Here is a 23,169-nt window from a genome sequence, read left to right as displayed (position 1 = left end):
TTAATCAAGTTCCATTAAATTTAAATATGCGCATACTCGCTCCTATTCGGGTAAAATAAAATACTTCGTAATCTCTTACCCCAGATGAAAAAATATGGCCTGTTGGTAGTTCTACTCTACTTAATTGCTGCTTTCGAGTCGATTATGGCCCAATCCCCTATTTACAAAAATCTGGTTTTGGAAGGAGGAGGCATTCGGGGTATTGCTTATGGCGGTGCATTAGCTGAATTGAACGACCGAGCAATGTTAGTGCCCATTCAGCGGGTAGGTGGCACTTCTGCCGGCGCCATTCAGGCCGCGTTGTTTGCCGTGGGCTACTCACCCGAAGAAATAACCCGCATCACCTTTAAAACCCCGGTGCAGCAGTTTACCGATGGACGTTTGTTCTTTTTAGGTGGATTTTCGCGTTTGATTAATCAATTTGGCTGGTACCGGGGCGAAAAGTTCCGGAAATGGCTGGAAGAACGGCTACACCAGAAAACCGGCACTCCCCATATAACTTTCGAACAACTGCATAACTTGCACACCCAGGGCAAAGCCCGCGATTTATATGTACTAGGCACTAATCTTACCAAACAAGAACCGGTAGTATTTTCGTACGAAACCTACCCCCACATGAAAGTCAGTGATGCCGTACGTATATCTATGTCCATTCCCCTCTACTTCCGGGCGGTTTTCCTCGACCAGGCTGGCAACCTGGTAAAAAAGCCGGGTAATCGTTCCGATGTAGATGTTATGGTGGATGGTGGCATTTTGGCTAACTTTCCCATCAGTCTATTTGATCATCCCCGGTATATGGGTATCCCGGCGCCGGACTCGGTTAAACTATTTAATGCGCAAACCTTAGGTATTCGCCTCGATACCGACGAACAAATAAAATACGACCAGCAAGGAGCCGGTTTGGCGCCTTACCAGATTAATAATTTTAAAGATTATGTACGGGCCTTTTACGCCATTGTGTTAGAAGGATTAAACCGGCAGCAATTAGCCCCCGAAGACTGGAACCGGACCATTTCGGTCAGTACGAAGGGCTACGGCGAGCGCATCCGGCGGCTCACCGAAAAAGACAAGGACATACTGCTGGAAAGCGGCCGGCAAGGGGTACAAGCCTTCCTGCAAAAACAAGCCCTTAAGCCTTAAAAAAATCTTTTTCTCCCGTTAAGCAGTAAACAAAGTTTATTTTTCTTCACCTAGCTATTTACCCAAATGAATATAGCCGAACGATGGTCGTTGCAGCATAAAAGAGCGCTGGTAACCGGCGGCACCAAAGGGATAGGCAAAGCGATTGCCGAAGAATTTCTGGCATTAGGCGCCGAAGTACTGATAGTGGCCCGCAAAACCAAAGATATGCAGCAGGTACTGGCCCAATGGCAAAGCCAAAACCTACCGGCCACCGGGTTTACCGGCGATATGAGTAAAGCCGAAGACCGCAAAGCTTTGATTTTAAGTATTTCGGAGACCTGGGGTAATTTGGATATTCTGGTAAACAACGTTGGTACCAATATTCGCAAAAGCACCGATGCCTATTCCGATAATGACTATAATCAGTTACTCGAAACCAATTTAAAATCGGCTTTTCATTTGTGCCAACTGGCTTACCCCTTACTGAAACAACAATCCCAGAGCCGCATCATTAATATTTCTTCGGTAGCGGGCTTGCGCCACGTGCGCACCGGCGCTATTTACGGCATGACCAAAGCGGCTCTGAACCACCTGAGCCGTTACCTGGCCGTTGAATGGGCGCCCGATGGTATATTGGTTAATGCCATTGCGCCCTGGTATATCCAGACACCTCTGGCCGAAAGTGTACTCAAAAATCCGGAATATTTGCAGGCCGTACTAGACCGCACCCCTTTAAAACGCATCGGTCAACCCGAAGAGGTGGCGGCGGCCGCCGCTTTCTTGTGTATGCCGGCAGCCAGTTATATAACCGGCCAGTGCCTGGCGGTAGACGGTGGTTTTTCGGTGCAGGGTTTTAGCTGATTGACAGATATTTGTGAAATTATTATACCCAAGCATTTAATATATAGGTGGGCGCTTTGCTCCTGCCTTATAAACCAAAACATGAAACTAGCGCTGGTTACGTACAACGACGAAGGAAAATATCCCGGCGAGGGCTCCCGGGAAGATACGCATCTGCACCATTATTTAAGCCAAAAAGAATTAGAAGTAAAGTATGAAATCTGGACCAACCCGGAAGTAAACTGGCAACAATATGACACCATCATTTTAAAATCGCCGTGGGATTATTTTGACAAAGTAAATCTTTTCCAGAATTGGTTAAATGAGTTGGATCATTTAGGCGTCCGGGTTCTAAATCCTACTTCGGTGGTTCGGTGGAATCTGAATAAAGAATATTTACTGGCAGTGGAGGAAGCTGGCTTTACCATTGTGCCTACCCAATTAATAGAGCAAGCCGGTAAGTTTACCGCAGCTTCCTATTTTAGCACCTGGAATACCAAAAATATAATCTTAAAACCAGCGGTAAGCGGGGGTGCTAAAAACACTTTTTCAATTTCTCAAGCCAATAATCAACTGTACGAAACCCAAATAAATCAACTCCTGCAGGAAGAAGCTTTCCTGGTGCAACCCTTTATGCCGGAGATTCAAAACAAAGGCGAATGGTCTTTAATATTTTTTAACGGCCAGTTTAGTCATAGCGTGTTAAAAGTACCCCGCAGCGGCGATTTTCGGGTGCAGCATTATTTTGGCGGAGCTATTATCCCGACTACACCACCTGTTTATGTTATGCATTATGCCCAACAATTATTGCAGCAATTTGCCCCCGGCTGTCTGTATGCGCGGGTAGACGGGGTAGAAAGTAACGGTGAATTCCGGTTAATGGAACTGGAATTAATTGAGCCCATGCTTTACCTGAATTATAGCGAACAAGCCTATAAAAATTATTACCTAGCATTGCGGCAAATGCTATAAATAGCAAAGCCTGAATGGTGGTTTATAGAAGTACGATGGCTAATTTGGCAATTACAGAAATATTGCACATTTTTAAATTTGGGATAATAAATATTGGCTAATTCTGAAAAGATTTTGCCACACTAGCCTATTTTTTTGAGAGAAGTAAATCCGAATATTTATTTTAAATTCTTAAATCTGGTTTTATATCGTACCTTTGTATTCCATAAGACTTACTCAACTTATGGCTTCCAAATATATTTTCGTTACCGGAGGTGTAACCTCCTCTCTGGGCAAAGGAATAATTTCCGCCTCTTTAGCTAAATTATTACAAGCGAGAGGCTTCTCCGTTACCATCCAAAAATTTGACCCTTATATCAATGTCGACCCGGGAACCCTGAACCCCTACGAACACGGCGAATGCTATGTAACCGACGATGGCGCCGAAACCGACCTGGATTTAGGTCATTATGAGCGCTTCCTGAATACGCCCACCTCTCAGGCTAACAATGTTACCACCGGTAAAATTTACCACCACGTAATTACCCAGGAACGCAAAGGCGCCTACTTAGGCAAAACCGTTCAGGTTATTCCGCATATAACCGATGAAATTAAGCGCCGGCTTTTACTATTGGGGCAAACCGGTGAATACGATATTGTTATCACCGAAATAGGCGGTGTGGTAAGCGATATTGAATCATTGCCTTTTATTGAATCCGTGCGGCAATTGCGTTGGGAATTACCGGCCAACGACTCCGTGGTAATTCACTTAACTTTACTGCCTTACTTAAAAGCGGCCGGGGAATTAAAAACCAAGCCTACCCAACACTCGGTACGCTCGCTTTCCGAAGCCGGGGTGCAACCCGATATTCTGGTATGCCGCTCCGAGTACCCGATTCCGGTAGAAATGCGCCAGAAAATAGCATTGTTCTGCAACGTTAAAGTAAACTCGGTTATCGAATCGCTGGATGCCGATACGATTTACGACGTGCCCCTGATGATGCGGAAAGAAAAACTGGACGAGCGGGTAATTAAAAAATTAAAGCTTACTTCTAAGCAAGACCTGAACCTGGATAGCTGGAAAGAGTTTTTAGGCCGGCTGAAAAACCCAACCGCCGAAGTACACATTGCGCTGGTTGGTAAATACGTAGAATTACCCGATGCCTACAAATCTATTACCGAAGCCTTTATTCATGCCGGCGCTCACAACGAGTGCAAAGTAAATATTCACACCATTCAGTCGGAGCACCTGAACGAAGATAATGTACACCAGTACCTGCACCACCTGGATGGCGTGCTGGTTGCGCCGGGTTTTGGTTCACGCGGTTTCGAAGGGAAATTAGAAGCCATCCGGTACGTGCGCGAAAATAATATTCCGTTTTTAGGCATTTGCCTGGGTATGCAGTGTGCCGTGGTAGAGTTTGCCCGTAATGTACTGGGCCTGGCCGCAGCAACTTCTACCGAAATGAACCCGGACACCCCGCATCCGGTTATAGGGTTAATGGACAGCCAGAAAGAAGTTACCGAAAAAGGCGGAACCATGCGTTTGGGCGCGTATATTTGCGAGCTTAAAAAAGGAACCCGGGCGCACAACGTTTATGGTAAAAACCGGATTAGTGAACGGCATCGCCATCGCTACGAGTTTAATAACGACTATTTAGAAAAATATGAACAAAACGGCATGATTGCCTCCGGCATAAACCCCGACACCAACTTGGTAGAAATGATTGAGTTGCAGCATCATCCCTGGTTTGTGGCCTCGCAGTTTCACCCGGAATTAAAGAGTACCGTGCAATCCCCCCACCCTTTATTTGTAAAATTTATTAAAGCGGCCATTCATCACCAGAAAAACAAAACCCAAGTACTTATTTAATTTTTTAGAATACTTAAAATGGATAAAAATCAAGCCATTGGCTTAGTACTCATATCAGTTATGCTGATTGTGTACATGACTTTCTTTTCGCCGGAAAAACCCAAGGAACAACCCAAACCTAAAGCCACGCCTACCGCTACCGTAAAACCGTCGCAAACGCCCGTTAGTGGTCCGGTAGATTCGGTGCAACAGGCACAGCAGCGGGCCGCCTTAGGCGCCTTTGGCAATGTTGCCACGGGTACGGCGCAAAAAAAAGTCCTGGAAAACCAAAATCTCAAAATTACTTTCGACAGCAAAGGCGGCCAGGTAGATGAGGTATTGCTGAAAAAATATAAAACCTGGAATAAAAAACCTTTAATCCTGTTCGACCAGACCAGCAGTTCTACCGAAATCAGCTTCAGAACCCAGGACAACCGGGTTATTAAACTTTCAGACTTATACTTTCAGGCCCAACCTGTAAAAACCATTAATACCAAGCAAGGCCAGTCGCAAGTGCTGGCTTACCGGGCCGAGCTAGCGACTAACCAGTACATTGAGCAGGTTTATACCTTACCCGCTGATTCTTACCTGGTAGATTACAAGTTAAATTTTGCCGGTTTAAACGATTTGGTAGCCAATGCTCCCTTGCAGTTTACCTGGAACGACCAGTTAAAAAAGGTAGAGAAGGACCTGAACCAGAACCGGGAACGTTCGCGGCTAAATTATATGACCGCGGCAGAAGATTTTGATCATATTGCCGGTAGTGCCGATGAGCCCGAAGTAGCTACGGTAGAAGAACCACTTAAATGGGTGGCCAACAAACAAAACTTCTTTACAGCCGCTATCTTAGCCGATAATAGTTTTACCAAAGGTACTTTTAAAGCCTCTTTTAGCGCCCTCGACACCACTGAGGTAAAAACCTTCTCTTCGCAACTGCAAATACCTGCGCAGGATGTTTTAGCCGGCAAAGGCGATTTTAGCTTTTACTTTGGCCCGAATGATTACCAGATTCTGAAGCAATTGCCCGCCGATTTCCAGAAAAACCTGGATTTGGGTTGGGGTGTATTTGCCTGGGTTAATAAGTTAATTGTTATACCCATCTTTAACTTCCTGGAGCATTACTTCACCAATTATGGTATTATCATAATTTTATTAGTGGTGTTTATCAAACTCCTGCTAACGCCTTTAACCTATAAATCGTATTTATCGATGGCAAAAATGAAGGTGTTGAAGCCGGAAATTGATGCCATTAAAGAAAAGCACCCGGACGATATGCAGAAGACGCAGCAGGAAACCATGAAGCTGTACTCTACCATGGGCGTAAACCCCATGAGCGGCTGCGTTCCCATGTTGTTGCAGATCCCTATCCTGTTTGCATTGCTTAACTTCTTCCCGAATTCGATTGAACTCCGCCAGGAATCTTTCTTATGGGCCCACGATTTATCGACGTACGATGTTTTTGCCCGTCTGCCGTTTACCATACCGTTTTATGGCAACCACATTAGTATGTTTACGGTGCTCATGACGCTCTCTACCATCCTGTATACCTGGTCTAACAACCAGATGACTACCATTCAGGGCCCTATGAAGTTTTACTCTTACCTGATGCCTTTTATGATCATGTTTGTAGTTAACTCGTTTGCCGCAGGTTTAAGCTTCTATTATTTCGTTTCAAATATTGTAACCTTTATTCAGCAGGCCATTATCCGTCGTTTCGTAGACGATAATAAAATCAGGGCCAAACTGGAAGAGAACAAAATTAAGAACAAGGACAAAAAGCCAGGTGGCTTCCAGAAACGGTTACAGGATGCCATGAAAGCCGCCGCCGATCGCGAAGCGCAACAGAAAAGTGCCGGGGAAGCTCCAAAAAAACGGAAAAGGTAATTTTGAAAATTATTAATTTATAATATTAATGCCTGGTGTACAAAAACATCAGGCATTTTTTATGAGTTTTACGATATGGTACTCAGATTAAAATTCAGGCAGTTATTGTTGCTATCCTTGCTCCCGCTTTTAATGTTTAATTGCTCGCCGCAACAGAAAACAGAAGAAAAAGAACCGGCAACTTTAAATACTCCTGCGCCATTACCAAGTGAAACTACCAAAGCACAGAACACAGCTCCTGCAACCATAGCTGGTAAAACTAAAGTCCTGGCTAAATCCGGTGCTGGCAAAAAGAAGGAAAATAAAACTTATGAATTACTCCAACGGCAACTGGCCGGATTTAAATTTGAAGCATTTGCGGTTAAAGATAAATACCAGGGACAGGCCGCGCCGCTGGATTTGGTCAGCCACGAAGACGCCCGGCTTTACCGCAAAACCTTAACCCGCGGCTTAGCCACCGGCAGCAACTTTGCCGGGAAATATACCCTGGTAAGCATCGATTGCGGCAGCCCCTGCCTAAATAATTACATTATAGAGACGCAAACGGGTAAAGTCGTTGATAAAGTACAAAGCAACGCCGGTATCTCTTATCGGCCGGATAGCCGTTTACTCCTGGTTAATCCGCCCTCCCAAACCACCAATTATGAGGCCTGTCCGGAATGTCGGCCGGCCGTTTATGTAATGGAAAACGGACTGCTTTACACAGCCAAATTAATCAGATAAATCAACCATAACTTCCCAAGACTACACCTACTGGTAATAACCAAATGTATATTTAAAGTTTCAGGAATACTTCCTCCGTCACCTTTGCTGTATTTTCCTCATCCGGCCTAGCCCCTACCCCTATTGATAGATATTAAGCCTACGGGTTTAAAGCCTCCAGGGGCCGGCAAAAAAAATCACCAGCCGTACGTTGGCTATAGTATTAGTTTAAGGGTATTAATTTTAGTTGGGAATTCAGGATTGCGTAAGTCTAAATTCTATTAGTTTGGCTAGGTCTTGTATTCAAATAGATTAATGAACAATATTTAAACTTAAACCCAGCTAATCTGGGCTATGTTGCGCAGCAAATAATAATCAAAGCTTCCTCACGCTTTCCAGTCGTAAAGTATTCATGGGATCGGCTTTCATCCCTACAATATTTTTCTGGGTTAGCATTACTACTTCGTCGTAAAAGAGTACAATTACCGGGCTCTCTTCTACCACAATTTTATCCATTTCGCGGTAAAGCCGGTACCGTTTTTCGGTGTTTTGTTCCAGTTTAGCTTTTTCGTAAAGCGCATCGAAACGGGCATTTTTAAAATGAGTTTTGTTGGGTCCGGCCGGCGAAAAGTTCTTACTGTAAAAGAGAGCCAGAAAGTTTTCCGCATCGGGATAATCGCCAAACCAGGATTTCATAAAAAATCCGTAGCGGCCATTATCTACGGCTTCCTGGTGGGCAGCGGCCTGGCTGATATTAATTTGAGCAACTACGCCAACCTCCGACCACTTCTTCTGCATAAACTCCGCAATTTCTTTGTGTTCGGCTACGGTATTTAAAGTTAAATGTAAAGGATTTTGGCGAGTATAGCCGGCAGCGGCCAGCAACTCCCGCGCTTTACCAGGATTGTAGGAATACCCGCGCACCTCCTCCGCACTAAACGAAGGAAGCGATGGCGGCACCATGCCCGCGTGGCCCGGTATGCCTAAATTATTCCGGTAATAAACCACCAGTTCTTTTTTATTTAGGGCATAATTCAAGGCCTGTCTTACGCGTTTGTCCTGCCAAGCCGGATTGGGATCGCGCAAATTTTTTGGGTCTAACTGAAAGCCCATGTATTCGGTGTTCAGGTAAGGCGCTTTCTGCAGATTAAACTTATTAGCAAACTCTTCCTGTAATGTGCCGTCTTTGTTCAGGATTAAATCTTTGGAGCTGCCGCGGATGCCCGATAGAAAATCCAGCTTCTTCTGCTGAAACGTCAGGAACTCCATTTTGCGGTCGTTGATAAACGAAATCTGCACGGCATCGAGGTAAGGCAGTTGGTTGCCGGCCTGGTCTTTTTTCCAGTAGTTCGGATTTTTGTGCAGTACAATCGCGTTACCTTCATCCCACAATTTAAACAAAAATGGGCCGGTACCCACGGGATGTTCCCGGAAATCCTTGCCGTACTTTTCGGTTATTTCCCGCGGGACCACAAAGCAATAGGGCATACTCAAAAGCTCGATAAAAGAAATAAAAGGTTCTTTTAGGTAAATAATTAAGGTACTATCATTCTGAATTTTAAAACACGTATCCGAAACCATCCCTTGAGCATTCTCCAACACCTTGCCTTTAAAAACCCAGCTTCCCGTACTGGCTGTTTGGGGATTGAGCAGCCGCTGAAAGCTGTAACGAAAATCCTCGGCCACTACCCGCCGGCCCCGCCCCTTCGGAAAAACCGGGTGGTCATGAAAATATACATCCGGCCGCAGATAAAAGGTGTATTTTAAACCATCGGGGCTAACTTTCCAGGTGCGGGCAATAGCCGGAGCAGGTTTTAATTGATCATCAAGCTCTACTAAGCCATTGTAAAGCTGCGTTGTCGCCCAGATATTAGCCTGGTTGCGGGCAAAGGCCGGATCCAACGAACTGAGCGCTTCGGGCTGGTTATACTTAAATATTTTTTTGTCCGTTAGCTTATCGGTTCCCGGTTGGCAACCAGTAAAAAGTCCTAAAAATAGAGATAAAAAAAGGGCACGTGTGGGTAACATGTGGAAAATTAATACTTATTATACTTTATCTTTGCCTAATATTAAACCTTTGAAAGGGCTTTAACCCAGTTTAAACGAAAGCTAATAAAACTATGGAAATAACGTACTTAGGGCACTCTTGTTTTCTGTTAAATTTAGGTGGTACCCGAGTATTATTTGATCCGTTTATCACGTATAACGAGTTAGCTGCTTCCATAGATAAAGAAGCAATACAAGCCGATTACATTTTGCTTTCGCACGCGCATCAGGATCACCTGGCCGATGCCGAATATTTTGCCAAAAAAGACAATGCCGCCATAGTGGCCAGTTACGAAGTATGCGAGTGGTACAAAAGCAAAGGCGTGGAAAATGTGGTGCACATGAATATTGGTGGCAAAGTTAATTTGCCTTTTGGCACCGTTCGCATGGTATTTGCGGCGCACTCCAGTGTATTGCCCGATGGCACTTATGCTGGTAACCCGGCTAGTTATGTAATTGAAAGTGCCGATAAGCTGATTTATTTTGCCGGCGATACAGCCCTGACTTACGACATGAAAATAATTGCGGAGTTGTACCAGCGGGTAGATTTGGCATTTCTGCCGGTTGGCGGCACCTTAACCATGGATGTATACGATGCACTGATTGCGGCTAATTGGGTAAACGCGCGTAAAATAATTGGCATGCACTACGACACCTGGCCTAATATAGAAATTGATCACGTAGAAGCACTGGAAGCAGCGCGGCAAGCCGGTAAAGAATTAACGCTGATGCAAATCGGTGAAAAAATTAATCTCTAAGACTTTAGTTTAAGAATATACAATGGGAAAAATTATTGCTGTAGCCAACCAAAAGGGCGGGGTAGGCAAAACCACTTCGGCGATTAACCTGGCCGCCAGCCTGGCTGCGCTGGAGTACAAAACACTTTTGGTGGATGCTGATCCGCAGGCCAATGCTACTTCGGGTGTCGGTTTCGACCCCAAAGATATTTCGAAGAGTATTTACGAGTGCATGGTTGATAATGTGAAAGCAGAAAATATTATCATGCCCTCTAATATAGATTTTTTAGATTTAATTCCCTCGCACATTGATTTGGTAGGCGCCGAAGTAGAGATGATTAACCTGCCCGACCGGGAAGTGAAAATGAAAGAAGCGCTGGCGCCCATTAAAGACCGCTACGATTTTATCATTATCGATTGCTCTCCTTCACTGGGATTGATTACGGTTAACTCTTTAACCGCTGCCAATTCGGTTATTATTCCGGTGCAATGCGAATATTTCGCTTTAGAGGGATTAGGTAAATTATTAAACACCATCAAAATTATTCAGTCGCGGCTAAACCAGGATTTGGAGATTGAAGGCATTTTACTAACCATGTACGATGTGCGCTTGCGCCTCTCGAACCAGGTTGTGGAAGAAGTGCAGCTCCATTTTCAGCAAATGGTATTCGAAACGATTATTCCCCGCAACGTTAAATTAAGCGAGTCGCCGAGTTTTGGTGTACCGGCGCTTCTGCACGATGCCGACAGCAAAGGCGCTATCAGTTACCTGAACCTGGCGCGCGAGATAGTGGAGAAGAATGGTATTCTGCAGCCGCAGTAAGGATTTATTAAATGTCAGATAATAAAAATATTTTAAAGAGAAAAGGTGGTTTAGGTCGGGGTTTAGGCGCTTTAATTGAAGGCAGCTACGACAAAAAAACAGAACCTTCTCCAACGGTATCGGCTAATCCGGCCAATGTGGTTGGCGATATTCCGGTAGACCAGATTCAAACCAATCCTTACCAACCCCGCACCCATTTCGACCAGGAATCGCTGGAAGAACTGGCGGAGTCTATCCGGGTGCAGGGCATTATTCAGCCTATTACCGTCCGGCAACTAGATTCGGGCCAGTACCAGCTTATTTCGGGGGAGCGGCGCTACCAGGCTTCTAAACTGGCCGGTTTGCAAGCTATTCCGGCTTATATCAGAAAAGCCAACGACCAGCAAATGCTGGAGATGGCTTTAATCGAAAATATTCAGCGGGAAAACCTGAATGCCATAGAAATAGCCTTGAGCTACCAACGCCTGCTAAGCGAGTGCAGCCTGAAACAGGAAGAGTTGGGCGAACGGGTGGGTAAAAAAAGAACAACCGTAACAAATTACTTGCGGTTGCTGAAACTTCCCCCCGACATTCAGGTGGCGCTGCGTGATAACCTGATTACGATGGGCCATGCCCGGGCGCTGATAAATATTGAAAATATTGACCAGCAGCTTGAGGTTTTCCGCCGGATTGTGGATGAGGAACTTTCGGTACGGAAAGTAGAAGAAATAGTCCGTAAACTGAATAATCCGGAAAAAGTAAATAAACCAGCCGTTCAGGCTACCCAAAACGAATTATCCGGCGAGGTTAAAAAGGTAGAATCCCGGTTATCTACTTATTTCGGCACTAAAATTCAGGTAAAATCAAATAAATCGGGCAAAGGCGAAATTAAAATTCCATTTTTATCCGTTGATGAATTAAACCGCATACTGGAAATTCTAAATTATTCCGGATGAAAATAATTCATCAAAGGCTTTTCGGGCTTTTACTGTTTTTATCTTCAATTTTCTGTATTCAGGCGAACGGTCAGGTAATCACCGAAGGCAAGGATTCAGTTGTAGTGCGTACACCAGATAGTACCAAAACCCAAACGCCTAAAGTACCATTTTACCAGTTTAGTAAGTGGAGCCAACCGGGTAAAGCTGCTTTTCTTTCGGCTGTTATTCCAGGTTTAGGCCAGGCTTATAATAAAAGCTACTGGAAAATACCAATAATATATGCCGGAGGCGCGGCACTGGGCTATTTTTTGCATTACAATCACAAGCAATATCTTAGTTTCCGTACTGCTTATAGAATCCGGACTGACGGGAACGACAGTACCTTAGATGAATACGTAGATAAATACCGCGAAGCGGCAACTTTAAGCCGTGGCCGTGATCAGTACCGTCGGTGGCGCGATTATACCTTCTTATATTCCTTACTCTTTTATGGCATCAACGTTTCGGAAGCGTATGTTTATGCGCACTTAAAAGATTTTGATATCAGCGATGAACTAACCTTAAGAGTTCAGCCGGATATGTTACCAACCCTAAATAATAAAGTAGTTCCAGCCTTTACGCTTAGTTTAAACTTAAAAAAATAATGCGCATTTTACTGATTGGTTACGGCAAAATGGGTAAAACCATTGAGCAAATTGCTTTACAAAAAGGTCATGAACTGGCCGGTATTATCGATATTCAAAATCGGGATTCTTTAAAAGAGTACAACCACACCAATACCGACGTAGCCATAGAATTTACCCACCCCGAATCGGCACCGGAAAATATTAAATATTGCCTGCAGCACGGCATACCGGTGGTGTCGGGCTCTACGGGCTGGATGCAGCATTTTGAAGAAATTAAAGACTTGTGCCGGCAAAATAATGGTTCTTTCTTTTATGCTTCTAATTATAGCGTGGGCGTAAATTTGTTTTTCCATTTTAATGAATATATTGCCACAAAAATGCAGGCCTACGAGGGCTTTCACGTTGAAATTAAAGAAGTACACCATACGCAAAAGGTAGATAAACCCAGTGGTACTGCTATTACCACGGCCGAAGGATTGTTAAATAATTACCCGGCTAAAAATAAATGGGTAAGTGATGCCGCTGCGCCGGGGCCGCAGGAATTAAATATAATTTCGGAGCGCTACGCCGATGTGGTGGGCCTGCATACGGTAAAATATACTTCGGAACACGATACGATTGAATTAACCCATAATGCTCACAGCCGCATTGGTTTTGCTGAAGGTGCTGTAATGGCAGCCGAATGGCTTCCCGGTAAAAAAGGAATATACGGCATGAAAGATTTGCTTAATTTGTAAACCATGGCTGGTGCTAACACTCATTTATGAAATTAAAATTTAAGAAATCAGCGACTTCTACTCCATCCAGAACCCTGGCCCGGAAAGGTTTTTTCCGCGAATGGGGCGATGCAATATTATTTGCCGTAGTTGCCGCCACTTTAATCAGGTGGGCAACTTTTGAGGCTTACGTTATTCCTACGCCTTCGATGGAGGGCTCATTGCTGGTAGGCGATTATTTGTTTGTAAGCAAACTGCACTACGGTCCGCGTACACCAAAAACCCCTTTGCAGGTGCCGCTTACCCACCAAACCATTTGGGGCACTAATATTCCCTCCTATTCCGATGCCATTCAGCTAAAGCAATACCGGCTGCCAGGGTTTTCGGAAGTAAAAAGAGGCGATGTAGTCGTTTTTAACTTTCCGCCAGAAGAAGAGCACCCTGTTGATTTACGCACCAATTATATTAAGCGGTGTATTGGCGTTGCCGGCGACACCATCTCCATCCGCGACATGAAAGCGTATATTAATGGCGAACCTGCTCCGGTTCCAGAGAAAATTCAGTTCAGTTACTATTTACAATCCGAAAGCGCCATTTCTCCGAAAGAGTTTCTGAAGTATAATATTGCGGATCCTTATACGGCCATGGGCGGCTATGCTGTTTATACTACCGAAGCAACGGCCAAAACATTGGAGGCCTTGCCTTATATTAAACGGGTAGAAGTAATTAAAGACACCGCCGGTTATGCCGATCCGGCCATTTTCCCGTTTGTACCTTCGCAATATAAATGGAATAAAGACAATTTTGGGCCATTGTATATCCCCAAGAAAGGCGTTACTATTAAGCTAGATTCTGCCACTATCCCGCTTTACGAAATGGTTATTCGCCGGTATGAAGGCAACGAAAATGTGGAGGTACAAGGTAATACTTTAACCATTGGCGGTAAACCGCAAACGCAATATACTTTTAAGCAAAATTACTACTTTATGATGGGCGATAACCGGCATAATTCAGCCGACTCGCGGTATTGGGGATTTGTACCCGAAGATCATATTGTAGGTAAAGCCGTTTTAATCTGGATGTCGTCGGATCCCAATGGCGGTGTAAGTGGTAAAATCCGCTGGAACCGAATATTTAAGATAATAGAATAGATTTTTCGTTGTTCGATATTCGATTTTCGTTAACGGTTTAATTTTAGGTTCAATTAAAGCAGAAGCACCAAAGTAAATTTGGTGCTTCTGCTTTTGTATAGTAGTCCAAGTTAGAATAAACTAAAACTTGGTGTAATTTCTCGAACAACAATTAATGAGCAACGACTAACGAAAATCACCAATCAATTTCTTTTTGCCCTTGTGCTTTTAAAAATTCGTTGGTTTTGCTGAAATGCCGGCAACCGAAAAAACCTTTATCTGCCGCAAACGGCGAAGGATGCGCGGCGGTTAAAATATGATGCTTGCTGGCATCGATCAAGGCCGCTTTCTTTTGTGCAAATGCGCCCCACAATAAAAAAACCAAACCTTCTTTCTCTTCAGATAATTTCTGAATGGCTGCATCGGTAAATTCTTCCCATCCTTTTTTCTGATGCGAACCCGGAGAATTGGCCCGTACCGTTAAAGTAGCATTTAATAGTAAAACGCCTTGCACCGCCCACCGCTCCAGATTACCCGATTTAGGTATTGGCTTACCAACATCGTCTTTTATTTCCTTAAATATATTTCTTAAAGAAGGTGGTGGGGTAACACCGTCCTGCACCGAAAAAGCCAGGCCGTGTGCCTGCCCGGGGCCATGGTAAGGGTCTTGACCAATTAGTACTACTTTAACCTGATCGAAAGGTGTTTTATCGAAAGCATTAAATATCAGGCTGCCGGGCGGAAACACCTGGTGGTTAGCATATTCGTCTTTTACAAAAGAAATAAGCTTCTTAAAATATTCTTTCTGAAATTCTGGCGCCATTACCCGGTGCCAGCTTTCTTCTATTTTTACACTCATAGTTTTAGATTAGCGATCGTAACAAATTAAAGTTTTTTTAACGTAAATGCTTGGTATAACAAAACTATTACTTAAAATTGGCTGTTTATCTGATTAAACCGCAATTACCATCATGGCCACGACAACCACCCAGGGCGTAAAAGTAACGGTAACGACCAATTACCTACCCGACTATTCCAGTCCGGGACAACAGCACTTTGTGTTTGCCTACAAAATCAATATTCAGAATAACAGCGAATTTACCGTTAAGTTGTTGCGGCGGCACTGGTTTATTCATGATTCTAACGGAATTGTACGCGAAGTGGAAGGCGAAGGCGTGGTTGGTCAGCAACCGGTACTGGAACCCGGCGAATCGCACGAATACGTTTCGGGTTGCAATTTAAAATCCGGCATTGGCAAGATGCGGGGCACTTATTTAATGGAGCGGTTGGTAGATGGCAGACAGTTTAATGTTGTTATTCCGGAGTTTGTCCTCATTGTACCTTACATCCTCAATTAATCCAATCCATTCCGTTTGTCCCTTCTGCGCTTAGGTTTTAAATTCTTCGTTTACCGGCTTCAATCTTTTCGTTTACACGGCGTTCATTCCCCCTTTGTTTTCGATCTGTACCAACACGTTATTCAGCACGATGGCTATTATGGCGCTTATAAACCCATAGAAAAACTACGGAAAGAACTAAAACAAAACCATAATAAAATAGAAATTACGGACCTGGGCGCCGGCTCCAAAATAAATCCCACTTATCTCAGACCAATCAGTGAACTAGCTAAAATTTCTGCTAAACCGCCAAAATATGCCCAGTTACTTTTTCGGTTGGTAAATTATTTTCAACCCAATCAGGTGCTAGAGCTGGGCACTTCCCTTGGCCTGACTACCGCATATTTAGCCTCCGCCAGGCCAAAAGGTACCGTTTATACTTTTGAAGGCTGCCCTAAGATTGCCCAACAAGCCCAGGTAAATTTCAGGAAACTGAAATTAAGTAATATTAACCTGATTACAGGCAATATAGACCAAACCCTGCCCGCATTTTTACAGGACACAGGTAAGGTTGATTTCGTTTATTTCGATGGCAACCACCGGTATGAACCCACCCTCCGTTATTTCCAGCTTTGCCTGGAAAAACATACCGAAAACACTGTTTTTGTCTTTGACGATATTTATTGGTCAGCCGAAATGGAAAAAGCATGGAAGGAGATTTGCTCCCACCCGGCTGTTACCCTTTCCATTGATCTCTTCCAGCTTGGCCTAATTTTCTTCCGGAAAGCCCAGCCCAAACAACACTTTACGCTTTGGTACTGAGAGGTTGAAAGTTGAGAAGGTTGGAAGGCGGAAAGTCAAAGGTTAAAGCCTTCATATTTTCAGGCAGGAATTAGAAAAGTAAAATCTGTCAAAGCTTTACCTTTCCTATTTCCCACCACGTTTATCAACAATTAGAGTTTTAACTTTCAATTTTTAATATTTAATTTTTAACCTACAGAGAGTTATAAAGCAACTGCTTGGCGGATCCGAATAAGATTTTCTAATAATCCTTCTAATTGGTCTAAGGGCAACATATTGGCGGCATCTGATTTGGCCTGGCTGGGAACGGGGTGCGTCTCGATAAATATACCATCTGCACCAACCGCAATGGCAGCTTTGGCTATGGTCTGGATTAAAGCGGGTCGGCCACCGGTTACGCCCGAGTTCTGGTTTGGTTGCTGCAACGAATGGGTTACATCCATTACTACGGGCACACCAAAAGATTTCATAGCTACAATATTCCGAAAATCAACCACTAAATCGGTATACCCAAAAGAATTTCCCCGATCGGTTAAAATAACATTATTGTTGCCGGAATCTTTAATCTTATCCACGGCAAAGCGCATGGCCTCTCCCGATAGAAACTGCCCTTTTTTAACATTTACCACTTTACCGGTTTTGGCAGCTGCCACTAATAAATCGGTTTGGCGGCATAAAAAGGCCGGTATTTGCAGCACATCCACGTATTCGGCCGCCATGGCTGCTTCTTCAGTTTCGTGTATATCGGTTATGGTAGGTACTTCAAACGCCGCACCCACTTTTTGCAAGATTTTCAGCGCTTTTTCGTCACCAATGCCGGTAAAAGAATCTATCCGCGAACGATTGGCTTTCCGGTACGAGCCTTTAAAAATATAGGGTATTTGCAGGCGGTCGGTAATTTTCTTTATCTTTTCAGCAATTTCCAGTGCCATTTCTTCACTTTCGATGGCACAAGGTCCGGCCATCAGGAAGAAATTACCGGAATTTTTATGGTTTAAGTTAGGAATAGATATCATATTTTAGCGTTGTGTTTAAAAGAAATATTTTAAAATGTAATATTGATGCTTTGCCTTATGGCCGGAAATTCTAACTTTGAACCGCTGCTTATTCGCAGGCGCAAAAATTATTTTTAAGACCAAACAAATTCAGCAAATTTATCTAATTATCGGTACTTAAAACTTAAACCGGAGGATAAAAAAATTTGGCTCTAAAAGTTTTAAGTATATTTTTGTACTTTATAAATATTATCTAAACCAAATAGTTAAACTAAACTCAGAGAAATGTCAGAAAATAATCCTGAACGTGATAATAACCGAAAATTATTGGTTGTAGGTCTGATTGTCGTTCTACTTACTATTAATGGTATCCTGTTTTATATGCAGCACCAAAAAACCCAGAAAGTAGAAGAACAAGAAGAGGTTATTAGGGTTAAAAACAGCGAGTTAGAAAACCAGATTAAAGTTTACGAAGCCTTGAAATCCGACTTTGAACGGCAGAGCGAAGAACTACAGGCGATGGGTTTATCCAATGATTCGCTGGAGGCTAAGATTACCCAGATTAATGCTGACCTGATTAAACTGCAGGGTTTCCGCAAAACCAGCTTCTCTTTGGCTGATCAACGTAAATTCCGGGACCGGGCCGCTAACCTCGAGAATCAGCTTAAAAAGAAAGACCAGGAAATTGCTAAGCTGAAAGAAGATAATGAGGTGCTTTTTGGGGAAAATACCACTTTAAAAACCACTCAGAACCAGTTAACCGATACGATTAGTACCCTAAAATCGAACAATCAGGATTTAACGCAAAAAGTAGCCCTGGCCTCACGCCTCGAAGCGCAGAATATTCAAGTAAATATTATTAATAACCGCGGCAAAGAAAAAGACGATAAAGAGGATGAATTTAAAGCCCGTCAGGTTGATAAAATTCGGGTATCGTTTAACTTGGGTAAAAACGAAGTGGCTGCCAAAGAAACTAAAGAAATATTAATGCGCCTGATAGAACCCGATGGTTCTGCCTTATATAACCTATCAACCGGTTCCGGCACCTTTATGCTAAACGGCGAAGAAACTTTTTATACGGCCAAACGCGACATTGTATTCGACAACTCACAACAGTCGGTTTCTTTTGTTTATTCCAAAGGCGCTGAATACAAAAGAGGCCTGCATACCGTTGAAATATATGCCGATGGGAATCAAATTGGTAAAACTACTTTTACTTTAAAATAGTGGTTAGTAATAGTTAATGATTCTTACTTGTATCACATAAAAAGAAAGGCCGGATAAATATTCGGCCTTTCTTTTTGTAGAAAATCTTCTCTAAGCTCTTTTATAGGTAATAAAAGGCTGATTAATTAATCTACTAATTCCCGGCGGTCCTGAATTACTTTAAAGTTCTCTACCAACTTAATGGCTTCCGACACATCTTCTGAGAAAATAGTTATCAGCGTGCCCCGGGTAGCATTTTCCAAAGCATGAGCAATCGCCCGCATTTCTTGTGGAATATAAATTACCGGCTTGTCGGGGTCTACCGAGTTAATGCCATCCTGCAGCATTTGGTTTATGTGTTCCGAAGAAGCGCCCCGTAAATCTTTATCTTGCCGGATAATAATTTCGTCGAAGATTTCGGCGGCCAGCCTGCCTAATTCTTTCGTATCTTCATCGCGCCGGTCGCCTACGCCGGCAATAATTCCGACCCGACGGGTAGCATCCGAAGTATTCACAAATTCGCCGATGGCTTTTAAGCCCGCCGCATTGTGGGCATAATCTACCAATACCTCGAAGTGTGGGAAACGGAACAGGTTCATGCGGCCCGGAGTTTTAGAAGCCGATGGTAAAAAAGTCCGGAGTGAGGTTTTTATATCTTCTACCGGAATACGCGACACATACGCCGCCAGTGTTGCGGCTAATACATTCTCAATATTAAAGCGGGCCCGGCCACCAAAAGTTAGCGGAATATCAGCTACCCGATCCACCCTTATTTTATAACTATTTTTATAAATGGAAATAAATCCGTTTTCCAGCACCGCTGCCAAGCCGCCTTTGCCGATGTGCTTTAAAATGCGGGGGTTCTTCTCGTCCAGGCTAAAGAAAGCAATTTTACAATCTAAATCTTTTGCCATCTGGTACACCAACTCGTCGTCGGCATTCAGCACTGCATAGCCATCGGGCTTTACCGTTTTCGGAACCACGGCTTTTACGTTAGCCATATCTTCTAATGTATTAATATCGCGTAAGCCTAAATGGTCGGCGGCTACATTGGTTACAATGCCCACATCGCATTGTTCAAATCCTAACCCTGACCGGAGCATACCCCCACGGGCACATTCGAGCACAGCAAAATTAACGGTAGGGTCTTTCAGCACAAAAGCTGTACTGCGGGCGCCAGTGGTATCGCCTTTTTCCAGCATCTTATCCTGTATGTAAATACCATCGGTGGTGGTAAAACCTACCTGGTAGCCGTTTGATTTAATTATGTGGGCCGTTAACCTGGTGGTGGTGGTTTTACCGTTGGTACCCGTAATAGCTACAATGGGAATATTGGATGGGCAACCATGCGGGAATAACATATTTATGACCGGCTCTGCCACATTGCGGGGTAAACCTTCGGTGGGGGCAATATGCATCCGGAAACCCGGAGCCGCATTCACTTCTAAGACAGCTCCTCGCGCTTCGTTTAAAGGAATGGCAATGTCGGTAGTCATTACATCTATGCCGCAAATATCCAAGCCAATAATACCGGCGATCCGTTCGGCCATTAACACATTGTAAGGGTCAATAATGTCTGTTACATCGGTAGCGGTTCCGCCGGTACTAATATTAGCGGTGCTTTTTAAATATAGAATTTCCCCTGCCGGTAGTATCGATTTTAAGGTTAAGTTTTTATCTTTTAATATGTCGCGGGTAAATTTATCTACCTTAATTTGGGTAAGCTCCTTTTCGTGACCTATGCCCCGCCGCGGGTCTTTATTTACTTTTTCAATTAACTGCTGAATGGTCGATTCACCGTCGCCAGTAACCATGGCGGGCGTGCGTTTAGCGGCGGCCACAAACTTTTTGCTTATTACCAGCAACCGGAAATCAAAACCTTGAATAAACTGCTCAACAATAACACCGGAAGAATATTTTACCGCTTCGGAAAACCCTTTTTGCGCTTCTTTCCAGTTTTTGATATTAATACTGGCGCCTTTACCATGGTTTCCGTCCAGGGGCTTTGTTACCAGCGGATACCCTAATTTCTGGACAGCAGTTTTAAGTTCTTCTATATTGTAAACAGTGGTTCCCTGTGGTACCGGTACACCTGCCTCAGCCAGTATTTCCTTGGTGGCATTTTTATCGCCAGCCAGTTCTACTGCAAATGCGGCTGTCCGGCAGGTCATAGTAGCTTGTATGCGTTTCTGATGCACGCCATAACCCAACTGAATTAAGGAATTTTTATCAAGTCGGATGTACGGTATGCCCCGGCTTACCGCCTCGGCCACGATAGAGTAAGTACTGGGTCCAATATGCTCATCCTCCCGGATTTGATGCAATCGGTCTACATCGCGTTTTAAATTATACTTAGCATCTTTAACCAATGCCTCGGTAATTTTAACGGCAGCATAAGCGGCATATTCTCCGGCCCGTTCTTCTGAGTACGAGAATATAACGTTATCAATTCCTTCTTCCGAAGTGGGAATGGTGCGGCCAAAACCACAATCCATGCCCGATAAGTTTTGCAGTTCCAGAGCAATATGCTCCACCACGTGGCTGAGCTTGGTGCCTCTCCGGACGATTCTGAAAAAGCCGCCTTCTACGCCTTCCGCAGACCGATGAGCCTGCATGCCCGGAAACATCTTCTTGAGCCGCACAAAAAATCCCGGAATTTCGTTCGTGTAAGTCTCCTTGTAATTTTCAAGGTCCAGCTTCATCACTATAATTTTCGGATGCTCCACCGACCAGTAATTTGGTCCGCGCATGATGCGCAAGTCTACAATTTCCATATATCCGTATGGTTGATGTTTAATAGCTACTGATTTATAAAACTGGAATAATTAATAAGAATGGTGTCAATTAAAACTGGGTAAAGTAAAGGTATCGCCCTTACCTAATAGGTCTATTTTAAGATTTTTCAAGGTAACCGGCTCCCCATTTTCTATATCATAAATATTCGAGGCTGTACATCCTCTGGCATCCATCAAGACAATTAAACCACTACCAATTACCTCGGCTTCCTGCCCTTCTTTCACTACTATGCCGGTGTCTTCTTCTAAACCAATTCCAATACAACCTGGATTTGAAGCCAACCGATGCGCCATCCTTATCATACGTCCGCGGGCAATAAAATGAGTATCAATGGCGGCGTTTTTCATAAATTCTAAACCAGAAGTTGACCGTACATCTCCTTTAAACATGCCGTTATCTTTCTGTCCTTCGTAAATCATTCCGGAAGACATGGCGGCCGCCCCGGCACTTGTACCGGCAATTACAATTGGTTCTTTCAAGTAACGGTGTTTAAGAAAAGATAGAAATTCGGTACCGCCTAAAATAGAAGTAAGCCTAAGTTGATCACCTCCCGTAAACATCACGCCATCTGCTTCTTTAATCAGTTGAATATATTCCTGCTTAACAGCATCTTCCCGGGATCTGATATCTGCTACTTTTACGTTTTTACAGTTCAGTTTGCCAAAAACAGTTATATAATCTTTAGCCACCTCTTCCGGTACGGTGGAAGCAGTAGGTATTACCACTATCAATGGATTATTCCCTTTAAGTTCTACTGTAAATCGCTCTAATATTTCGAGTTTAATAAATTGTTCATTCCTTTCATGTATGGGATTGTTTTTATCTCCTTTGTCTTCTTTCCCTCCAATAGCAATTAATATTCCTTTGGGAGTTCGCATTCCTCCATTTCTTTCGGGTTTAATCCTACCAATCTTTTGGGACATAAAAATCAATTTACTACGGGCCTTGTGGTTATAGAAATTAGGTTTTATCTAAACGCACTACTCCTTATTGCATAAGTTTAGATGCATTACGTATGCCTTTTTAAAAGGATGAAAGCTTGTAAGGAATAATAATGATGAACGGTGTAATTAGGTTTTTACACCGGCAATAAGTACGTATTTACTTATTATTAGTGTAAATACGTACATTAAAATGAAGAAACAAAAAAGCCCGGCATTTGTAAAAGCCGGGCTTAGCAACAAGAGGTAGCGAGCGGATTCGAACCGCTGTACGAGGTTTTGCAGACCTCTGCCTAGCCACTCGGCCACGCTACCTGATTGCGAGTGCAAACATAACTATTTTTAAATATCTTCCAAAACGATAAAGCAGATTAATCAGAAAAAAGGAAAGAAATTTTCAATAACAGTTACTAAAAATAATAACCTCATTCTATAAAATGCATATTATCAACCTTTCATATTACTCCGTAAAAAAACCTAATTCTAGTTTGTATTTGAACGTTTTCTGTTTACCTATGGCAGAAACATCGAAATACTTAATATAATCCATGCCATTACGTTGTCAGTCAAAGATAGTTTTATGGCTTCCCGATACATTTATTTAACCCAAAGGCGAAGAAGATGATTATTCTGACTTTCTTTCAGACCCGCATCAACACATACCCCAAAAGCAAAAAAGCCCCTTACTAATGTTAGTGAGGGGCTTTGTTTGGGAGTAGCTGAATACGAACTTGTAACAGATACTCG

20 protein-coding genes and 1 tRNA gene are annotated in these 23,169 nt (G+C 43.4%); 15 read left to right on the top strand and 6 right to left on the bottom strand.

Annotated features, from left to right (window positions below; genetic code table 11):
* Nucleotides 1-84 precede the first annotated feature (84 nt).
* From AAE02nite_RS23035 to AAE02nite_RS23010, 6 genes are all read left to right on the top strand, one after another.
* A complete protein-coding gene (locus tag AAE02nite_RS23035; RefSeq protein WP_146903964.1) occupies nt 85-1,140 on the top strand; it encodes a patatin-like phospholipase family protein in 1,056 nt (351 codons plus the stop codon).
* Between the two features lie 66 nt (nt 1,141-1,206).
* Entirely contained in the window at nt 1,207-1,983 is a 777-nt protein-coding gene (locus AAE02nite_RS23030; protein WP_146903961.1) for an SDR family oxidoreductase, read from the top strand.
* An 81-nt stretch (nt 1,984-2,064) separates the two neighbouring features.
* Nucleotides 2,065-2,934 carry an ATP-grasp domain-containing protein gene (locus AAE02nite_RS23025; RefSeq protein ID WP_146903957.1) on the top strand — a complete coding sequence of 290 codons (870 nt, stop codon included), beginning with the start codon at nt 2,065-2,067 and terminating at the stop codon, nt 2,932-2,934.
* Nucleotides 2,935-3,157: 223 nt separating this feature from the next.
* Nucleotides 3,158-4,786: a CTP synthase gene (gene pyrG, locus AAE02nite_RS23020; protein WP_146903953.1), complete on the top strand. Its 1,629-nt coding sequence runs from the start codon at nt 3,158-3,160 to the stop codon at nt 4,784-4,786.
* Nucleotides 4,787-4,804: 18 nt separating this feature from the next.
* The gene (gene yidC / locus AAE02nite_RS23015; protein WP_146903950.1) at nt 4,805-6,649 is read left to right on the top strand and encodes a membrane protein insertase YidC; all 1,845 of its coding nucleotides are present in this window, start codon (nt 4,805-4,807) and stop codon (nt 6,647-6,649) included.
* A gap of 75 nt (nt 6,650-6,724) precedes the next feature.
* A complete protein-coding gene (locus AAE02nite_RS23010) occupies nt 6,725-7,372 on the top strand; it encodes a hypothetical protein (RefSeq protein WP_170252674.1) in 648 nt (215 codons plus the stop codon).
* Between the two features lie 354 nt (nt 7,373-7,726).
* Here AAE02nite_RS23010 and AAE02nite_RS23005 read toward each other — a convergent pair whose 3' ends face one another.
* Nucleotides 7,727-9,379, bottom strand: coding sequence for an ABC transporter substrate-binding protein (locus AAE02nite_RS23005; RefSeq protein WP_146903942.1), 1,653 nt, complete (start codon nt 9,377-9,379; stop codon nt 7,727-7,729).
* 92 nt (nt 9,380-9,471) lie between these two features.
* Here AAE02nite_RS23005 and AAE02nite_RS23000 point away from each other — a divergent pair, with 92 nt between their 5' ends.
* From AAE02nite_RS23000 to lepB, 6 genes are read left to right on the top strand one after another with little or no spacing between them, the layout of a single operon-like run.
* Entirely contained in the window at nt 9,472-10,155 is a 684-nt protein-coding gene (locus AAE02nite_RS23000) for a metal-dependent hydrolase (RefSeq protein ID WP_146903938.1), read from the top strand.
* Between the two features lie 22 nt (nt 10,156-10,177).
* Nucleotides 10,178-10,957: a ParA family protein gene (locus AAE02nite_RS22995; RefSeq protein ID WP_146903934.1), complete on the top strand. Its 780-nt coding sequence runs from the start codon at nt 10,178-10,180 to the stop codon at nt 10,955-10,957.
* Between the two features lie 11 nt (nt 10,958-10,968).
* Nucleotides 10,969-11,892 carry a ParB/RepB/Spo0J family partition protein gene (locus tag AAE02nite_RS22990; RefSeq protein ID WP_146903930.1) on the top strand — a complete coding sequence of 308 codons (924 nt, stop codon included), beginning with the start codon at nt 10,969-10,971 and terminating at the stop codon, nt 11,890-11,892.
* Entirely contained in the window at nt 11,889-12,518 is a 630-nt protein-coding gene (locus AAE02nite_RS22985) for a DUF5683 domain-containing protein (RefSeq protein WP_146903927.1), read from the top strand. Before AAE02nite_RS22990 ends, AAE02nite_RS22985 begins: the two co-directional genes overlap by 4 nt.
* A complete protein-coding gene (gene dapB, locus AAE02nite_RS22980; protein WP_146903924.1) occupies nt 12,518-13,237 on the top strand; it encodes a 4-hydroxy-tetrahydrodipicolinate reductase in 720 nt (239 codons plus the stop codon). The genes AAE02nite_RS22985 and dapB overlap by 1 nt, the downstream gene beginning before the upstream one ends.
* 26 nt (nt 13,238-13,263) lie before the next feature.
* Nucleotides 13,264-14,367 carry a signal peptidase I gene (gene lepB / locus AAE02nite_RS22975; RefSeq protein ID WP_146903921.1) on the top strand — a complete coding sequence of 368 codons (1,104 nt, stop codon included), beginning with the start codon at nt 13,264-13,266 and terminating at the stop codon, nt 14,365-14,367.
* Nucleotides 14,368-14,542: 175 nt separating this feature from the next.
* Here the strand turns inward: lepB and ung are convergent, their stop codons facing one another.
* The gene (gene ung / locus AAE02nite_RS22970) at nt 14,543-15,205 is read right to left on the bottom strand and encodes a uracil-DNA glycosylase (protein WP_146903918.1); all 663 of its coding nucleotides are present in this window, start codon (nt 15,203-15,205) and stop codon (nt 14,543-14,545) included.
* 112 nt (nt 15,206-15,317) lie between these two features.
* Here ung and apaG point away from each other — a divergent pair, with 112 nt between their 5' ends.
* Entirely contained in the window at nt 15,318-15,704 is a 387-nt protein-coding gene (apaG, locus tag AAE02nite_RS22965) for a Co2+/Mg2+ efflux facilitator ApaG/CorD (RefSeq protein WP_146903915.1), read from the top strand.
* A 15-nt stretch (nt 15,705-15,719) separates the two neighbouring features.
* Entirely contained in the window at nt 15,720-16,505 is a 786-nt protein-coding gene (locus AAE02nite_RS22960) for an O-methyltransferase (protein WP_246151224.1), read from the top strand.
* 182 nt (nt 16,506-16,687) lie between these two features.
* Here AAE02nite_RS22960 and kdsA read toward each other — a convergent pair whose 3' ends face one another.
* Nucleotides 16,688-17,500, bottom strand: coding sequence for a 3-deoxy-8-phosphooctulonate synthase (gene kdsA, locus AAE02nite_RS22955; RefSeq protein WP_146903911.1), 813 nt, complete (start codon nt 17,498-17,500; stop codon nt 16,688-16,690).
* A gap of 264 nt (nt 17,501-17,764) precedes the next feature.
* On the opposite strand from kdsA, the gene AAE02nite_RS22950 reads away from it, so the two are divergent.
* Nucleotides 17,765-18,706 (top strand): DUF8428 domain-containing protein, encoded by a 942-nt coding sequence (locus AAE02nite_RS22950; protein WP_146903908.1) that lies wholly within the window; start codon nt 17,765-17,767, stop codon nt 18,704-18,706.
* A 125-nt stretch (nt 18,707-18,831) separates the two neighbouring features.
* Here AAE02nite_RS22950 and cphA read toward each other — a convergent pair whose 3' ends face one another.
* The 3 genes from cphA to AAE02nite_RS22935 all read right to left on the bottom strand — a co-directional run bounded on the left by cphA (nt 18,832) and on the right by AAE02nite_RS22935 (nt 22,737).
* Nucleotides 18,832-21,459 (bottom strand): cyanophycin synthetase, encoded by a 2,628-nt coding sequence (gene cphA, locus AAE02nite_RS22945; RefSeq protein WP_146903905.1) that lies wholly within the window; start codon nt 21,457-21,459, stop codon nt 18,832-18,834.
* Between the two features lie 66 nt (nt 21,460-21,525).
* Nucleotides 21,526-22,404: a cyanophycinase gene (locus AAE02nite_RS22940; RefSeq protein ID WP_146903902.1), complete on the bottom strand. Its 879-nt coding sequence runs from the start codon at nt 22,402-22,404 to the stop codon at nt 21,526-21,528.
* Between the two features lie 262 nt (nt 22,405-22,666).
* A tRNA-Cys gene (locus AAE02nite_RS22935) sits at nt 22,667-22,737 on the bottom strand.
* Nucleotides 22,738-23,169 lie beyond the last annotated feature (432 nt).

It is taken from the genome of Adhaeribacter aerolatus (assembly GCF_007991635.1).
GTDB lineage: Bacteria > Bacteroidota > Bacteroidia > Cytophagales > Hymenobacteraceae > Adhaeribacter > Adhaeribacter aerolatus.
Note: the sequence above shows the minus strand (reverse complement) of the source record. Positions and strands in the feature narration are given on the sequence as shown.

Coding starts and splice junctions, on each gene's coding strand:
- AAE02nite_RS23035 (WP_146903964.1), top strand. CDS start 85: ATGAAAAAATATGGCCTGTTGGTAGTTCTACTCTACTTAATTGCTGCT.
- AAE02nite_RS23030 (WP_146903961.1), top strand. CDS start 1,207: ATGAATATAGCCGAACGATGGTCGTTGCAGCATAAAAGAGCGCTGGTA.
- AAE02nite_RS23025 (WP_146903957.1), top strand. CDS start 2,065: ATGAAACTAGCGCTGGTTACGTACAACGACGAAGGAAAATATCCCGGC.
- pyrG (WP_146903953.1), top strand. CDS start 3,158: ATGGCTTCCAAATATATTTTCGTTACCGGAGGTGTAACCTCCTCTCTG.
- yidC (WP_146903950.1), top strand. CDS start 4,805: ATGGATAAAAATCAAGCCATTGGCTTAGTACTCATATCAGTTATGCTG.
- AAE02nite_RS23010 (WP_170252674.1), top strand. CDS start 6,725: ATGGTACTCAGATTAAAATTCAGGCAGTTATTGTTGCTATCCTTGCTC.
- AAE02nite_RS23005 (WP_146903942.1), bottom strand. CDS start 9,379: ATGTTACCCACACGTGCCCTTTTTTTATCTCTATTTTTAGGACTTTTT.
- AAE02nite_RS23000 (WP_146903938.1), top strand. CDS start 9,472: ATGGAAATAACGTACTTAGGGCACTCTTGTTTTCTGTTAAATTTAGGT.
- AAE02nite_RS22995 (WP_146903934.1), top strand. CDS start 10,178: ATGGGAAAAATTATTGCTGTAGCCAACCAAAAGGGCGGGGTAGGCAAA.
- AAE02nite_RS22990 (WP_146903930.1), top strand. CDS start 10,969: ATGTCAGATAATAAAAATATTTTAAAGAGAAAAGGTGGTTTAGGTCGG.
- AAE02nite_RS22985 (WP_146903927.1), top strand. CDS start 11,889: ATGAAAATAATTCATCAAAGGCTTTTCGGGCTTTTACTGTTTTTATCT.
- dapB (WP_146903924.1), top strand. CDS start 12,518: ATGCGCATTTTACTGATTGGTTACGGCAAAATGGGTAAAACCATTGAG.
- lepB (WP_146903921.1), top strand. CDS start 13,264: ATGAAATTAAAATTTAAGAAATCAGCGACTTCTACTCCATCCAGAACC.
- ung (WP_146903918.1), bottom strand. CDS start 15,205: ATGAGTGTAAAAATAGAAGAAAGCTGGCACCGGGTAATGGCGCCAGAA.
- apaG (WP_146903915.1), top strand. CDS start 15,318: ATGGCCACGACAACCACCCAGGGCGTAAAAGTAACGGTAACGACCAAT.
- kdsA (WP_146903911.1), bottom strand. CDS start 17,500: ATGATATCTATTCCTAACTTAAACCATAAAAATTCCGGTAATTTCTTC.
- AAE02nite_RS22950 (WP_146903908.1), top strand. CDS start 17,765: ATGTCAGAAAATAATCCTGAACGTGATAATAACCGAAAATTATTGGTT.
- cphA (WP_146903905.1), bottom strand. CDS start 21,459: ATGGAAATTGTAGACTTGCGCATCATGCGCGGACCAAATTACTGGTCG.
- AAE02nite_RS22940 (WP_146903902.1), bottom strand. CDS start 22,404: ATGTCCCAAAAGATTGGTAGGATTAAACCCGAAAGAAATGGAGGAATG.